The sequence below is a fragment of the Erwinia sp. V90_4 genome, from assembly GCF_029967685.1.
Lineage (GTDB): Bacteria > Pseudomonadota > Gammaproteobacteria > Enterobacterales > Enterobacteriaceae > Erwinia > Erwinia aphidicola.
The window spans coordinates 87,236-102,001 of sequence record NZ_JASCAQ010000042.1 but is presented as its reverse complement, the minus strand read 5'-3'; the positions used below and the strand labels follow the sequence as shown (position 1 = coordinate 102,001).

The window sequence follows — 14,766 nt, the reverse complement described above, 5'->3', positions numbered from 1 at the left end:
AAAAAGCCTTTTTGCCTGGTTAATTTGAGTGCTATGCTCAGCAAACAACCTGTTTAGTAAATTAAACACCATGACTCTCTCTTCCGATTATAGCTGTGACGTGTTGATTATTGGCAGCGGCGCAGCGGGCCTTTCGCTGGCGTTACGGCTGGCCGAAAAACATCAGGTCACCGTGCTGAGCAAAGGCCCGGTCAGTGAAGGCTCCACGTTTTATGCTCAGGGCGGTATTGCCGCGGTGTTTGATGAAACTGACAGCATCGAATCACACGTGGAAGACACCCTGATTGCCGGCGGCGGCCTGTGCGAACGTGAGGCCGTCTCCTTTATCGCCAGCAACGCCCGTCACTGCGTGCAGTGGCTGATCGACAACGGCGTGCTGTTTGATAAAGACACCCCGGCCAACCATGAACAGCCCTACCACCTGACGCGTGAAGGCGGCCACAGCCACCGCCGTATCCTGCACAGCGCCGACGCCACCGGCAAAGCCGTGGAAACGACGCTGGTCAGCCAGGCGCTGAGCCATCCGAATATTAAGCTGATTGAACGCAGTAACGCCGTTGACCTGATTGTTTCCGATAAAATCGGGCTACCGGGCGAGCGCCGCGTGGTTGGCGCCTATATCTGGAACCGCAAGCGTGAAGCGGTGGAAACCTGCCGCGCCCGCGCCGTGGTGCTGGCAACCGGCGGCGCGGCGAAAGTCTATCAATACACCACCAACCCGGACGTCGCCTCCGGTGATGGTATCGCCATGGCCTGGCGTGCAGGCTGTCGCGTCGCCAACCTTGAGTTTAATCAGTTCCACCCAACCTGCCTGTTCCACCCGGATGCACGCAACTTTCTGCTGACCGAAGCGCTGCGCGGTGAAGGGGCCGAACTGAAGCGCCCTGACGGCACGCGCTTTATGCCTGACTTCGATCCGCGCGGCGAGCTGGCCCCGCGTGATATCGTGGCGCGGGCGATTGACCATGAGATGAAGCGGCTCGGCGCTGACTGCATGTATCTGGACATCAGCCACCAGCCGCCGGAATTTATCCGTGCCCATTTTCCAACCATTTATGAAAAGCTGCTGACGCTCGGCTTTGACCTGACGAAGCAGCCGATCCCGATTGTGCCTGCGGCGCACTACACCTGCGGCGGCGTGATGGTCGATCAGCAGGGGCGCACCGACCTCAGCGGCCTGTATGCTATTGGCGAGGTCAGCTACACCGGCCTGCACGGTGCTAACCGCCTGGCGTCAAACTCGCTGCTGGAGTGCCTGGTGTATGGCTGGTCAGCCGCCGAGGATATCCATCGTCGCCTGCCGGACCTGCCGATGGTGGCGGGATTACCTGCATGGGATGAAAGCCGGGTCGATGATTCGGACGAGCGCGTGGTGATCCAGCATAACTGGCACGAGCTGCGGCTGTTTATGTGGGACTACGTCGGTATTGTGCGCACCACTAAACGCCTTGAGCGCGCCCTGCGCCGCATCAACACGCTGCAGCAGGAGATTGACGAATATTACGCCAATTTCCGCATCTCCAATAATCTGCTGGAGCTGCGTAACCTGGTTCAGGTCTCCGAACTGATGGTGCGCTGCGCGATGGCGCGCAAGGAGAGCCGCGGACTGCACTACACGCTGGATTACCCGGAAGCGCTGGAAGAAGCGCTGCCGACCATTCTGCAGCCGCAGCTGAACGATTAATTAGCGGAACAGATAGAAATCGCGGGTCAGGCTACAGTGCGCTTCAGAGTACTGCTGGTCAGGCCCGCGAATCGTCATCCGGTCCAGCAGTTGTTCACCGGCTTTCGGGGAGAGCGCCAGCAGCACGCGGTTAGGTGGCCGCGTCTCGTTATCAGACACGTCGGTGCGAAAACGCAGATGCCAGCCGCGCTGCAGCGCCAGTTCCACCAGCTTACTTCCGGCCGCTTCCGGCAGGACCACGCAGAAAAAGCCCTCTTCAGCGATCAGATCCTCAGCACACTTCAGCAATACATCGTGCGTCAGGCTGGCGGTGTAGCGCGCGGATGCCCGCTGCGGGCTGGCGCACTCCGATCCCGGCGCAAAATAGGGAGGATTGCTGACAATCAGCGAATAGCGCTGCAAACAGCGTTCGCTCCAGCTAACAATATCCGCCTGATGCACATGCACTCTGCCGGGCCACGGCGATGCTGCGACATTTTCTTTGGCCTGCCCGGCTGCCGCTTCATCCAGTTCCACCGCATCAATTTCGACGTTCTCAGCGGTTCTCTGCGCCAGCATCAGGGCAATTAAACCACTGCCGCAGCCGATATCCAGCGCACGCGTAACGTTCGCCACCGGCGCCCAGGCGCCCAGCAGCACGCCATCGGTGCCGACCTTCATCGCACAGCGATCGTGAGCAACAAAAAACTGCTTGAAGGTAAATCCGTTGGCGCGAAGAATGGCTTTCTGTTGTGACATTTGACTGACCTGAAAGGGAAACGGCGCTAGCATAGGACAATCCGCGATGAAGGAAAAGTCATTAACTCGACACAAACAGATGAAGATCGCGCTCAATCTGTCTATAATCAGCGCCCCAAACTGAGGTAGACCATGACTGTAACCACTTTTTCCGAACTCGAACTTGACGAGAGCCTACTGCAAGCCCTGCAGGAGAAAGGCTACACGCGCCCTACTGCCATTCAGGCAGAAGCTATTCCGGCAGCACTGGAGGGTCGCGACGTTCTGGGTTCGGCACCAACCGGTACAGGCAAGACTGCGGCCTACCTGCTGCCCGCGCTTCAACATTTGCTCGACTTCCCACGTAAGAAGTCCGGCCCGCCGCGCATTTTGATCCTGACCCCGACCCGTGAACTGGCGATGCAGGTTGCAGACCAGGCGCGTGAAATGGCGAAACATACCCACCTTGATATCGCCACCATCACCGGCGGCGTGGCGTTTATGAACCACGCCGAAGTTTTCAGTGAAAACCAGGATATCGTGGTCGCCACCACCGGCCGCCTGCTGCAGTACATTAAAGAAGAAAACTTCGACTGCCGCGCGGTGGAAACGCTGGTGCTGGATGAAGCCGACCGCATGCTGGACATGGGCTTCGCTCAGGATATCGAAACCATCGCCGCCGAAACCCGCTGGCGCAAACAGACGTTACTGTTCTCCGCCACGCTGGAAGGCGAAGCTATTAAAGACTTCGCAGAACGCATTCTGAACGAGCCGATCGAGATTGAAGCCGATCCGGCACGCCGCGAGCGCAAAAAAATCCAGCAGTGGTACTACCGCGCGGACCATATCAAACACAAAACCGCACTGCTGATCCACCTGATGAAGCAGCCGGAAGTGACCCGTGCCGTGGTGTTCGTGCGCAAGCGCGAGCGTGTGCACGAGCTGTGCGGCTGGCTGCGCGAAGCGGGCATCAACACCAGCTACCTGGAGGGTGAACTGGTGCAGGCCAAGCGTAACGAAGCGATCAAACGCGTAGTTGAAGGCCGCGTTAACGTACTGGTGGCCACCGATATCGCCGCGCGCGGCATCGACATCGACGATGTCAGCCACGTGTTCAACTTCGATATGCCGGTCACCGCAGATACCTACCTGCACCGTATTGGCCGTACCGGCCGTGCAGGCAAAAAAGGCATCGCCATCTCCCTGGTAGAAGCCCACGACAACATGCTGCTGGGACGCATCAGCCGCTACATCAAAGAGCCGTTGAAAGCGCGTACCATTGATGAGCTGCGCCCGACCACCCGCGCGCCAAATGAGAAGCTGAAAGGCAAACCGTCGAAGAAAGTGCTGGAAAAGCGTAAGCAGCAGAAAGAAAAAGAGAAGGCCGAAGAGAAACCGCGCGTGAAAGAGCGCCATCGCGACACCAAAAATATCGGTAAGCGCCGCAAGCCAAGCGCGGCGAAAACTGACAGTGCGGAATAATCACACTGCATAACAAAAAACCGCCTCCAGGGGCGGTTTTTTATTGGCTGATGATGAGCAGAAATGGACCATAGCGTTTAGGATATCGTCCAGCCAGCAAAAAGTCTCAACCTCAGCAGTCTCTCAGCAAAAAACCAGGCCTAAAAACCGCAGATTATCAGTTGAGTAGACAACAAAAGCGCATGGCGCGATATTCGCCATCCGCTTATTTATCGCCCCTTTTTAATGCTTAAAGGCTTTCAGTAAAGGTACGCGTAATCACGTCACGCTGCTGTTCTGGCGTCAAAGAGTTAAAACGCACGGCATAACCGGAAACGCGAATGGTCAGCTGCGGATATTTCTCCGGGTGCTTCACCGCCTCTTCCAGCGTTTCACGGCTCAGGACGTTGACGTTCAAATGCTGACCGCCCTCCACGCGCACCTGCGGTTTCACCTCCAGCGGGATTTCACGATATTCGATTTCACCGAGATCGCTGACCGGTACCACCTGATCTTCGCTGTAGCCGGCTTTAGCACAAACGCAGCGTGCTTCCGCTTTGTCGCTGTCCAGCAGCCAGAAAGAGTTCAGCAGGGCATTATTGGTTGCTTGAGTAATTTGAATTCCGGTAATCATGTTGTTGCCTCCCAGGCAATGGGCGCTGAAGAGAAGCTCAGCGCCAGGTTGATGGATAAACCCGTAATTGACTGGGATCTGTATACCAGCCTGTGAATATGGCCTCTTTGATGCAAATCAAGCCATCGCTGGCCACTCGCTGGGTGCCTGAGCAACTTTCTGTTTTATATCAATTTTAGCCGGATAATAATTTCTTCAATTCGTGTAAAAATTCAATTATTTTTTAAGTGTCACCCCGTGGGAAAGCGCGATAAGCTACGCCCTTTGATGACGTTAAGGAGGCGGTAATGGTCAATACCATGACCTGGCACGATGTGCTGGCTGAGGAAAAAGAGAAACCTTACTTTAAGGAGACGCTGGCCCGGGTAGCGGCAGAGCGTGCGGCTGGCAAAACCGTCTATCCCCCGCAGAAAGATGTTTTTAACGCTTTTCGCCTCACCGAACTGGGCGCGGTAAAAGTGGTTATACTGGGTCAGGACCCTTATCACGGCCCCAACCAGGCGCATGGACTGGCCTTCTCCGTACTGCCGGGGGTCGCAGTGCCCCCTTCGCTGGTCAATATGTATAAAGAGCTGGTGACGGATATTCCCGGCTTCCAGCGCCCGAATCACGGCTTCCTTGAAAGTTGGGCACGCCAGGGAGTGATGCTGCTGAACACCGTGCTGACGGTGGAAGCCAGCCAGGCGCATTCGCACGCCAAATTCGGCTGGGAAACCTTTACCGATAACGTTATTGCCGCCATTAACCGGCATCGCGAAGGCGTGGTCTTTCTGCTGTGGGGCTCGCACGCGCAGAAGAAAGGCAGCATATTTGACCGCCAGCGCCACCATGTCCTGCAGGCGCCGCACCCTTCCCCGCTCTCCGCGCATCGCGGCTTTTTTGGCAGCGCGCACTTTTCCAAAACTAATCAGTGGCTGAGCGAGCACGGCGAAACGCCGATTGACTGGACGCCGCAGCTACCGGCTGAATAGCCTGTAAAATCAGGGGGTAGCCGCCCCCTGAAAAATAATTCCCCTGCTGAATTACTTACATTTCCACACGCTTAACTGCGAAGTCCGTCACAATTTCTTATCAAGTTTTCCCCTCTGCTGCCGATGGGTTCGAACTCGAGGAGCATAAAAATGCTCCCTTTCTGGCTCGAACTAACTTAGGGGTAAATTCAATGTCATCGCTAAAGAATATGAGAGTGGGCGTGCGGCTTGGTGCCGCATTTGGCCTGGTGATCCTGCTTTTGATCATCGTCAGCGCTACCGCAATTATCAAGACCAGCAACATTAATCATTCCATCGACAGCATCATCAGCGATCGCTACACCAAAGTCCGCCTGTCGTTTGATGTGCGCGACGGCGTTAATGACCAGATCAAGTTCTTGCGCGGAATGGTGCTGGATGCCGCCAACCCGGGAGCCAATGATAAGCGTTTTACTCAGCTGGAAGCAGCAACCGCCAAAACCGATGCGGCGATTGACAAAATTGCCAGGCTGCAAACCACGCCAGTCGGTATACAGAAGATCAAGGATGTGAAAGCGGCAGCAGCCCTGTTCGAGCAGGATAAGCGGGATCTGCTGGATCTGGTGCGCGCGCGGGATATCACCAATGCCACCGAAGTGGTGCTGCGTAAAATCACTACCACGCAGAATGCCTTCCTCGATATCGTGGTGGCCTTTGCCGACTCGCAGTCTGGCCAACTTCAGTCCGAAGGCGTTAAGGCGGTGAAGGATGGCTCAACGGCGATTAAGATCACGCTGATCTTCTCCGCGTTGGCGATGATTGCGGCGGTGCTGCTGGGTTATTTCCTCACCCGCTCTATCGTACGTCCGCTGCGTGAAGCGGTGAAAATTGCCGAAAATGTCGCAGCGGGCGATCTGCGCAGCGCCATTCATGTCACCTCAACGGATGAAACCGGCCAGCTGATGCAGGCACTGAAGAACATGAATGAAAACCTGCTGAAAATTGTCTATGAAGTGCGGTCCGGCACCGACCTGATTGCCAATGCCTCCAGCGAAATTTCGGCGGGCAATATGGACCTCTCCGCCCGTACCGAGCAGCAGGCCAGCTCGCTGGAAGAGACAGCTTCGGCAATGGAACAGATCACCTCAACGGTGAAGCAGAACGCCGACAACGCACGCCAGGCCAACCAGCTGGCCGCACAGGCTTCACAGGTTGCCTTGCAGAGCGGCGATGCGGTGAAACAGGTGGTCAGCACTATGGAGATGATTAACGGATCGTCGAAAAAAATCGTCGATATCATCAGCGTGATTGACGGCATTGCCTTCCAGACCAATATTCTGGCGCTGAACGCCGCCGTTGAAGCCGCACGCGCGGGCGAGCAGGGGCGCGGTTTTGCCGTGGTTGCCTCAGAAGTACGCAGCCTGGCGCAGCGCTCGGCTTCCGCCGCGAAAGAGATCGCGCAGCTGATTCAGGACTCGGTGAGTAAAGTCGATGAGGGCGGCAAACAGGTGGCGAAAGCAGGTTCCACCATGGATGAAGTGCTCTCCAGCGTGAAAAGCGTGACGCAGATTATTGGCGAAATCTCGATTGCCAGCGCCGAACAGAGCAGCGGTATTGATGAGATCAACATGGCGATCACCCAGATGGACCAGGTGACCCAGCAGAACGCCGCGCTGGTCAACGAGTCAGCCGCGGCCGCGCAGTCGATGCAGGAGCAGGCAGATCAGCTGTCGGTCGCGATCCGCGCATTTAAGGTTAACGAACCTGCTTTCCAGTAAGCGCGCATAAAAATAGCCGCACAAGGCGGCTATTTGGATACTGCAGGAGCGACCGGGGAAAAGGTCGCCCCGTGCAGGCATTAAGCTTTGGCTTTGGCGACGGCAACCATCGCCGGGCGCAGCAGGCGACCGTTAAGGGTATAACCGCGCTGCATCACCATCAGCACGTGGTTTGGTGCGACCTCTTCAGACTCCATCATCGACATCGCCTGGTGCACTTCCGGGTTGAACGGCACATTGGTGTCGCCAACCACTTCCACGCCAAACTTACGTACCGCACCCATCAGTGACTTCATGGTCAGGTCGATGCCTTCAATCATCGAAGCCAGTTCCGGGTTCTCTTTATCGGCCACTTCCAGCGCGCGCTCCAGGCTGTCGATCACTGGCAGCAGCTCGTTGGCGAATTTTTCCAGCGCAAATTTGTGCGCTTTTTCCACATCCAGTTCGGCACGGCGACGGATGTTTTCGATCTCTGCCTGAGCACGCAGCTGCGCATCGCGCACGCCACCCAGAGAATCGGCCAGCTGTGCTTCCAGTTCAGCAATACGCTCATCACGCGGATCCACCACTTCTGCTGTTTCCGCGTCCTGGTTTTGTGCCTGCTCCATCTCGATTTCGTCTGAAACTTGCTCGTTTGGTGTGTTCTGTTCTTTACTACTCATGAATTTCTCCGCGTTTGTGCATATTCATCTCGCTGGTTCGCTTATTATGGGGATCAGAATCGCGGTTTCAAGGGAACCAGTCACATTGTCGGGGCAGTTTACCTCGTAAGGAATGCCAGTAACATGAATACCCACTTCAACTGCATCGGGATCGTCGGCCATCCACGCCACCCTACCGCACTCAGCACCCATGAAATGCTGTATCGCTGGCTGACCGGTAAAGGCTATCAGGTCATTATTGAGCAGCAGATCGCGCGCGAGTTGAAACTGGATGGCGTCCTGACCGGAACGCTGGCGGAGATTGGCCGCAAGGCCGATCTGGCCGTCGTGGTCGGCGGTGATGGCAATATGCTGGGTGCGGCGAGAGTGCTGGCGCGCTATGACATCAAAGTGATCGGAATTAACCGCGGCAACCTGGGTTTTCTCACCGACCTTGACCCGGACAATGCGCAGCAGCAGCTGGCCGACGTGCTGGAAGGCGAATACTTCGTTGAGAGCCGCTTCCTGCTGGAAGCGCAGGTTTGCCGCCAGTCCGGCACGCCGCGCATTGGCACGGCGATAAACGAAGTGGTGCTGCACCCGGGCAAAGTGGCGCATATGATCGAGTTCGAGGTCTATATTGACGAGAACTTTGCGTTTTCGCAGCGGTCGGATGGCCTGATCATCTCCACGCCGACCGGTTCCACCGCCTATTCCCTCTCGGCCGGCGGGCCAATCCTCACCCCGTCGCTGGATGCCATTGTGCTGGTGCCGATGTTCCCGCATACCCTGTCGGCCCGCCCATTAGTGATCAACAGCAGCAGCACCATCCGCCTGCGTTTTTCCCATATGCGCGGCGACCTGGAGATCAGCTGCGACAGCCAGATAGCACTGCCTATCCAGCAGGGAGAAGATGTATTAATCCGCCGCAGCGATTATCACCTGAACCTGATCCACCCGAAAAATTATAATTATTTCAACACGCTAAGCTCAAAGCTCGGCTGGTCAAAAAAATTATTCTAAAAAGCGTGCTGCCTGAGTTTACTGTTTATAAAACCAGTATATACTGTATGAAAAACCATATCTGTGTTTTCATACAGGAAAGACAATTATGCTGGCACAACTGACCATCAGTAACTTCGCGATTGTTCGCGAGCTTGAGATCGACTTTCAGCGCGGAATGACGGCTATCACCGGGGAAACCGGTGCGGGTAAATCCATCGCCATTGACGCGCTGGGTTTGTGTCTGGGTGGTCGTGCCGAGGCTGATATGGTGCGCCAGGGGGCAGCACGGGCCGATATCTGCGCGCGCTTCTCCCTCAAAGATACCCCTTCCGCGCAGCGCTGGCTGACGGACAACCAGCTGGATGACGGTAATGAATGCCTGCTGCGCCGTGTGATCAGCAGCGATGGTCGCTCACGCGGCTTTATCAACGGCACTGCGGTGCCGCTCTCCCAGCTGCGTGACCTCGGCCAGGCGCTTATCCAGATCCACGGCCAGCACGCCCATCAGCTGCTGCTCAAACCTGAACACCAGAAAACACTGCTGGATGCTTACGCCGGTGAACCTCTGCTGATGCAAAACATGGCGCAGCACTATCGTCAGTGGCACCAGAGCTGCCGCGCGCTGGCGCAGCATCAGCAGCTGGCGCAGGAGCGTGAAGCGCGCCGTGAACTGTTGCAGTATCAGCTAAAAGAGCTGAACGAGTTTGCGCCGGTCAGCGGCGAATATGAGCAGATTGATGAAGAGTATAAGCGCCTGGCGAACAGCGGGCAGCTGCTCTCGACCAGCCAGCAAGCCCTGCTGATGCTGGCCGATGGCGAAGATAACAACCTGCAAAGCCAGCTGTATACCGCACGCCAGCTGATGACCGAGCTGATTGAGATGGACGACAAGCTGAGCGGTGTGTTTGGCATGTTGGAAGAGGCCGCTATCCAAATCAGTGAGGCCAGCGATGAGCTGCGCCACTACTGTGACCGCCTCGACCTTGATCCTAACCGCTTGCACGAGCTGGAGCAGCGCCTGTCGCGCCAGATTAGCCTGGCACGCAAGCATCACCTTGCCCCGGAAGAGCTGCCCGTATTTCATCAGCAGCTGCTGGCAGAACAGCAGCTGCTTGACCAGCAGGAGAGCGACCAGGACGAGCTGAGCGCAGCCGTCAGCCTGCACTATGCTGCGGCCCTGAGCTGCGCACAGCAGCTGCACGAGCGCCGCACTCATTTCGCCAACGAGCTGAGCGGGCTGATCACCGACAGCATGCATACGCTGTCAATGCCGCACGGCCGCTTCAGCATTGAAATTCAGTTTAACCCGGACCATCTGACGGCTGAAGGCGCGGACCGTATCGATTTCCGCGTCAGTACCAACCCTGGCCAGCCGGTTCAGCCGCTGGGCAAAGTGGCATCGGGCGGTGAGCTGTCGCGTATTGCGCTGGCAATTCAGGTGATTACCGCACGTAAAATGGATACGCCGGCGCTGATTTTCGATGAGGTGGACGTGGGTATCAGCGGGCCAACCGCCGCGGTGGTCGGTAAAATGCTGCGCCAGCTGGGTGAATCTACTCAGGTGATGTGCGTGACGCACCTGCCGCAGGTTGCAGGCTGTGGCCATCAGCATTTCTACGTCAGTAAAGAGACCGACGGTGCGATGACCGAAACGCATATGCAGCCGCTGGACAAGCGCGCCCGCCTGCAGGAACTGGCACGTTTACTGGGCGGCAGCGAGGTCACGCGCAACACGCTGGCGAACGCCAAAGAGCTTTTAGCCGCCTGAGCATTGCACTTTTTTACCGGATTGTGGTCATATCGTTGCTTCGCAGAGGTTTTAAACTGCGGAAAGGTTTATTATCATCGGCAGCTTACACTGGTATCGTAGTTGCACACTGATAGACCCATGTCCTGGAGCGGCTTGTTTCAGGGAGTCCGGGGATACGAATATAGCCACAAAGGAATAAACATTGATTATGCGCTGTAAAACGCTGACTGCTGCCGCGGTGGTTCTTCTGATGATGACCGCTGGATGTTCCACTCTGGAGCGAGTGGTTTACCGCCCGGATATCAACCAGGGCAACTACCTGGTCGCCAATGACGTCGCCAAAATCCATACTGGCATGACCCAACAGCAGGTTGCTTACACGCTGGGCACGCCGATGATGCACGACCCGTTTGGTAAAAACGTGTGGTATTACGTATTCCGTCAGGAGCCAGGCCACGAGCCGGTGAAACAGCAGACGCTGACCCTGACGTTTGATCAGAACGGTACGCTGACCAACATTGATAACAAACCTGCACTGAGCAAAAACGAAGGTTAATCCTCTGTTCAGCCAGAGGCCGCCCTTTTTCCGGTTGGCCTATAAAAAAATAAGGCGCTCAATGCGCCTTATTTTTTTGCTGCCCGTTCCGCCCGCTGGCGGCGCAGATCTTTCGGGTCGGCAATCAGCGGCCGATAGATTTCGATGCGGTCACCGCTCTGCACTTCATCCTGCAGCTTCACCGGGCGGCTGAAAATCCCCACCTTGTTCTGCTGCAAACTGATGTCGCTGCGTATCTCCAGCAGGCCGGAAGCGATGATCGCCTGCTCTACGCTGCTGCCTTCCGGCACTTTGACGCTGTAAAGATACTGCTTATCCGGCAGTGCATACGCCACTTCCACCACGATATCAGGCACTGTAGACCTCTTTCGCCCGCTGGGTAAACGCCTGCACCATGCTGCTGGCCAGCTCTTTAAAGATGCGGCCAAACGCCAGCTCAACCAGCATGTTGGTGAACTCAAAGTCCAGATTCAGCTCAACCTTGCAGGCTTCTTCGCTCAGCGCAGTAAAACGCCAGCCGCCGTTTAGCTTGCGGAACGGACCATCAACCAGCTGCATATGGATGCTTTGATTATCGGTCAGCGTATTACGGGTCACGAAGGTTTTACTGATGCCGGCTTTGGAGACGTCAACTGAAGCGGTCATCTGGTCATCGCTGGCGTCCAGCACCCGGCTACCGGTGCAGCCCGGTAAAAACTGCGGATAGCTGTCGACATCGTTAACTAAGCGGTACATCTGCTCAGCACTGTACGGCACCAGCGCGGAACGACTAATCTGGGACATAACGATTCCTGTCAATTTCTAGAACTTATAAATAATACCATTGCCAGCAATCAAACAAAAATTCTCTCCGGCCGGGCATCTGCTAGAATATCCGTTTCCCCCGTCAGCGGCTTTACAGGGGATGCCATTAATCACTGCTTCATGTACACTAAGTAGCACTATGACAAAGAAAAAAGCACATAAACCCGGTTCCGCTACCATTGCCATGAACAAGCGCGCCCGCCACGAATACTTCATCGAAGAAGAGTTCGAAGCCGGGCTTTCGCTCCAGGGATGGGAAGTCAAAACTCTCCGCGCCGGTAAGGCCAACATCAGCGACAGCTACATCATGCTGCGCGATGGCGAAGCCTACCTGTTTGGGTCAACTTTCCAGCCTTTGAGCGTCGCCTCTACGCATTATGTCTGCGACCCGACGCGCAGCCGCAAGCTGCTGCTGAAAAAACGCGAGCTCGACACGCTGATTGGTAAAGTTAACCGTGATGGTTACACCATTATCGCGCTGTCGATGTACTGGAAAAACGCCTGGGCTAAGCTGAAAATCGGCCTGGCAAAAGGTAAGCGTGAGCACGACAAGCGCGATGACATCAAAGATCGTGAGTGGAAATTAGACAAAGCACGTATTATGAAACACGCTAATCGCTAACCTACTGGTACAGCGACAGGTTTTTCTGATATACTGCGAAACAGTACTTGGGGCTGATTCTGGATTCGACAGGATTTGCGTAGCCCTAGGAGCATGCCGAGGGGCGGTTTGCCTCGTTAAAAGCCGCAAAAAAATAGTCGCAAACGACGAAAACTACGCACTAGCAGCTTAATACCCTGCTTAGAGCCTTCTCTCCCTAGCTTCCGTTCTTAAGACGGGGATCAAGAGAAGTCAAACCCAAAAGAACTCGTGTGGATACCCGGCCTGGGGTTGAAGCACTAAAACTAATCAGGCTAGTTTGTCAGTGGCGTGTCTGTCCGCAGCTGGCCGGCGAATGTAAAGACTGACTAAGCATGTAGTGCCGACGGTGTAGTAATTCTGGACGCGGGTTCAACTCCCGCCAGCTCCACCAAATCTTTTCGCGGCGGTTCCAGAGCCGACCGCAGAAGTCCTGAAAGCCCACAAGGTTAACGCCGAGTGGGCTTTTTTGTGCCTTCAATGTGCCCCGCGAAGTCTGATGTCAACTAATCAAATTCGAACCTTTTAGGCACCTTGTTAGGCACCTCATAAAGCTTTATTGTTTTTGAGGTGCCTAGCCCAGCAATGGCAAGCCAGGCCAAACCTTTATCCGTCAAGGAAATCGAATCCGCCAGACCGAAGGAAGCGGACTACGTTCTCTATGATGGCGATGGACTTGAGCTACTGATCAAATCCAGCGGGAGTAAAATCTGGCAGTTTCGCTACATTCGCCCTCTCACCAAGAAACGTGCGAAGAAGAGTATAGGCCCCTACCCGTCAATTACGCTTGCCGATGCCAGAAACTATCGAGCAGAATCTCGCTCTCTCCTGGCGAAACAAATCGATCCTCAGGAGCATCAGCAAGAACAACTGCGCAGTTCGCTTGAAGCCAAAACAATTACTTTCCAGCTCGTAGCTGAACGATGGTGGAATGTGAAGAAAGCCAGCGTGACAGAGGACTATGCCGACGATATCTGGCGCTCGCTTGAGAGAGATGTTTTTCCTGCGATTGGCGACGTCAGCGTTACAGATATTAAAGCTCATACCCTGGTTCAGGCCGTGCAACCAGTCCAGGCCAGAGGAGCACTGGAAACCGTTCGTCGCCTGTGCCAGCGCATTAATGAGGTCATGATCTATGCCCAAAATACAGGTCTGATTGATGCAGTGCCCAGTGTCAACATTGGCAAGGCCTTTGAGAAGCCGCAGAAGAAGAACATGCCAAGCATTCGACCGGATCAGCTACCTCAACTGATGCAGACGATGCGAACAGCCAGCATTAGCCTTCCCACACGCTGCCTCTTAATGTGGCAACTTCTAACTATTACCCGCCCTGCCGAAGCGGCTGAGGCTCGTTGGGATGAGGTAGACCAGGAGGCACGAGAATGGAAGATCCCTGCATCGCGCATGAAGATGAACCGTGACCGTACTGTGCCATTGTCTGATGAAGCCATCGTTGTTCTGTAAATGATGAAGCCGTTAAGTGGCAATCGGGAATTTATCTTTCCCAGCCGCATCAAGCCAAACCAGCCTATGAACAGTCAGACCGTAAACGCATCGCTAAAACGCGCAGGTTTTGGTGGAGTACTCGTTTCACACGGTCTGCGATCTATTGCCAATACGCCCCTTGATGAGCAAGGCGTCCCACCTGATGTCATTGAGGCAGCACTTGCCCATGTAGACAAGAATGAAGTACGTCGCGCTTATAACCGCAGTGACTATCTTGAACAACGACGACCAATGATGCAGTAGTGGGCTGACTTCGTTATGGCTGCTGATCGCGGAAGTATTATTGATGGTGGGACAAAAAGTATGCGGCTCGTTGGGTAGAAAATATAAGCGGTATTGATGCAACTTGAAATCTCATAATGCAGCCCGGCATATGTTGCTAATTAAATTGATCGCTGCAACGCATATCCGAACAATGTTAACGTTGCTTTAACATTGAGAGGAGTCTCCTGAGAGATTGGGCTGTTGCTCTACCCTATACCTTTATTATTAAGATCATCCCCCTCTCCTAACGAGCAGTTACTGCTTCCCCGGATTCATCCACCGTACTTCTGGTAGATACAAAGACGGTTCTACTTGCTAGTAACAAACCTATCCTTCTGATTTGTAGTAATATTTTAGTCTTTTATATTTCATTGTT

Annotated in this window: 13 protein-coding genes, 1 other RNA gene and 1 pseudogene; 10 read left to right on the top strand and 5 right to left on the bottom strand. The window is 55.1% G+C overall.

Annotated features, from left to right (window positions below; genetic code table 11):
• The first annotated feature begins 70 nt into the window (after positions 1-70).
• Entirely contained in the window at positions 71-1,684 is a 1,614-nt protein-coding gene (nadB, locus tag QLG07_RS09155) for an L-aspartate oxidase (protein WP_282469075.1), read from the top strand.
• Here the strand turns inward: nadB and QLG07_RS09150 are convergent, their stop codons facing one another.
• Positions 1,685-2,422, bottom strand: coding sequence for a tRNA1(Val) (adenine(37)-N6)-methyltransferase (locus QLG07_RS09150; protein WP_282469074.1), 738 nt, complete (start codon positions 2,420-2,422; stop codon positions 1,685-1,687).
• A gap of 132 nt (positions 2,423-2,554) precedes the next feature.
• On the opposite strand from QLG07_RS09150, the gene srmB reads away from it, so the two are divergent.
• Complete coding sequence (srmB, locus tag QLG07_RS09145; RefSeq protein WP_048915063.1) at positions 2,555-3,883, top strand: ATP-dependent RNA helicase SrmB; 1,329 nt, start codon at positions 2,555-2,557, stop codon at positions 3,881-3,883.
• A gap of 229 nt (positions 3,884-4,112) precedes the next feature.
• On the opposite strand, the gene grcA is transcribed toward srmB, so the two are convergent.
• Positions 4,113-4,496, bottom strand: a complete 384-nt coding sequence (grcA, locus tag QLG07_RS09140; protein ID WP_048915062.1) for an autonomous glycyl radical cofactor GrcA — start codon at positions 4,494-4,496, stop codon at positions 4,113-4,115.
• Between the two features lie 287 nt (positions 4,497-4,783).
• On the opposite strand from grcA, the gene ung reads away from it, so the two are divergent.
• Positions 4,784-5,467, top strand: a complete 684-nt coding sequence (gene ung, locus QLG07_RS09135; RefSeq protein WP_282469073.1) for a uracil-DNA glycosylase — start codon at positions 4,784-4,786, stop codon at positions 5,465-5,467.
• A gap of 191 nt (positions 5,468-5,658) precedes the next feature.
• Entirely contained in the window at positions 5,659-7,224 is a 1,566-nt protein-coding gene (locus QLG07_RS09130) for a methyl-accepting chemotaxis protein (protein WP_282469072.1), read from the top strand.
• An 80-nt stretch (positions 7,225-7,304) separates the two neighbouring features.
• On the opposite strand, the gene grpE is transcribed toward QLG07_RS09130, so the two are convergent.
• Positions 7,305-7,886, bottom strand: coding sequence for a nucleotide exchange factor GrpE (grpE, locus tag QLG07_RS09125; protein WP_282469071.1), 582 nt, complete (start codon positions 7,884-7,886; stop codon positions 7,305-7,307).
• 123 nt (positions 7,887-8,009) lie between these two features.
• Between grpE and nadK the strand changes: the two genes are divergently transcribed.
• From nadK to bamE, 3 genes are all read left to right on the top strand, one after another.
• Complete coding sequence (gene nadK / locus QLG07_RS09120; protein WP_048915058.1) at positions 8,010-8,888, top strand: NAD(+) kinase; 879 nt, start codon at positions 8,010-8,012, stop codon at positions 8,886-8,888.
• Between the two features lie 88 nt (positions 8,889-8,976).
• On the top strand, positions 8,977-10,638 hold the full coding sequence (gene recN / locus QLG07_RS09115) for a DNA repair protein RecN (RefSeq protein WP_282469070.1): 1,662 nt from the start codon (positions 8,977-8,979) through the stop codon (positions 10,636-10,638).
• A gap of 190 nt (positions 10,639-10,828) precedes the next feature.
• Positions 10,829-11,176, top strand: a complete 348-nt coding sequence (gene bamE / locus QLG07_RS09110) for an outer membrane protein assembly factor BamE (protein WP_048915057.1) — start codon at positions 10,829-10,831, stop codon at positions 11,174-11,176.
• Between the two features lie 68 nt (positions 11,177-11,244).
• Here the strand turns inward: bamE and QLG07_RS09105 are convergent, their stop codons facing one another.
• Positions 11,245-11,532: an RnfH family protein gene (locus tag QLG07_RS09105; protein WP_099753938.1), complete on the bottom strand. Its 288-nt coding sequence runs from the start codon at positions 11,530-11,532 to the stop codon at positions 11,245-11,247.
• Positions 11,525-11,959: a type II toxin-antitoxin system RatA family toxin gene (locus tag QLG07_RS09100; RefSeq protein ID WP_048915054.1), complete on the bottom strand. Its 435-nt coding sequence runs from the start codon at positions 11,957-11,959 to the stop codon at positions 11,525-11,527. Before QLG07_RS09100 ends, QLG07_RS09105 begins: the two co-directional genes overlap by 8 nt.
• A 160-nt stretch (positions 11,960-12,119) precedes the next feature.
• On the opposite strand from QLG07_RS09100, the gene smpB reads away from it, so the two are divergent.
• From smpB to QLG07_RS09085, 3 genes and pseudogenes are all read left to right on the top strand, one after another.
• A complete protein-coding gene (gene smpB, locus QLG07_RS09095; protein ID WP_048915053.1) occupies positions 12,120-12,602 on the top strand; it encodes an SsrA-binding protein SmpB in 483 nt (160 codons plus the stop codon).
• Between the two features lie 49 nt (positions 12,603-12,651).
• Positions 12,652-13,014, top strand: a transfer-messenger RNA (tmRNA) gene (gene ssrA / locus QLG07_RS09090).
• A gap of 191 nt (positions 13,015-13,205) precedes the next feature.
• A pseudogene (locus QLG07_RS09085) lies at positions 13,206-14,447 on the top strand (integrase domain-containing protein).
• Positions 14,448-14,766: the final 319 nt, after the last annotated feature.

What these genes read in the sequence shown, in the direction of transcription:
- nadB (WP_282469075.1), top strand. Translation starts at nt 71, where the DNA reads ATGACTCTCTCTTCCGATTATAGCTGTGACGTGTTGATTATTGGCAGC.
- QLG07_RS09150 (WP_282469074.1), bottom strand. Translation starts at nt 2,422, where the DNA reads ATGTCACAACAGAAAGCCATTCTTCGCGCCAACGGATTTACCTTCAAG.
- srmB (WP_048915063.1), top strand. Translation starts at nt 2,555, where the DNA reads ATGACTGTAACCACTTTTTCCGAACTCGAACTTGACGAGAGCCTACTG.
- grcA (WP_048915062.1), bottom strand. Translation starts at nt 4,496, where the DNA reads ATGATTACCGGAATTCAAATTACTCAAGCAACCAATAATGCCCTGCTG.
- ung (WP_282469073.1), top strand. Translation starts at nt 4,784, where the DNA reads ATGGTCAATACCATGACCTGGCACGATGTGCTGGCTGAGGAAAAAGAG.
- QLG07_RS09130 (WP_282469072.1), top strand. Translation starts at nt 5,659, where the DNA reads ATGTCATCGCTAAAGAATATGAGAGTGGGCGTGCGGCTTGGTGCCGCA.
- grpE (WP_282469071.1), bottom strand. Translation starts at nt 7,886, where the DNA reads ATGAGTAGTAAAGAACAGAACACACCAAACGAGCAAGTTTCAGACGAA.
- nadK (WP_048915058.1), top strand. Translation starts at nt 8,010, where the DNA reads ATGAATACCCACTTCAACTGCATCGGGATCGTCGGCCATCCACGCCAC.
- recN (WP_282469070.1), top strand. Translation starts at nt 8,977, where the DNA reads ATGCTGGCACAACTGACCATCAGTAACTTCGCGATTGTTCGCGAGCTT.
- bamE (WP_048915057.1), top strand. Translation starts at nt 10,829, where the DNA reads ATGCGCTGTAAAACGCTGACTGCTGCCGCGGTGGTTCTTCTGATGATG.
- QLG07_RS09100 (WP_048915054.1), bottom strand. Translation starts at nt 11,959, where the DNA reads ATGTCCCAGATTAGTCGTTCCGCGCTGGTGCCGTACAGTGCTGAGCAG.
- smpB (WP_048915053.1), top strand. Translation starts at nt 12,120, where the DNA reads ATGACAAAGAAAAAAGCACATAAACCCGGTTCCGCTACCATTGCCATG.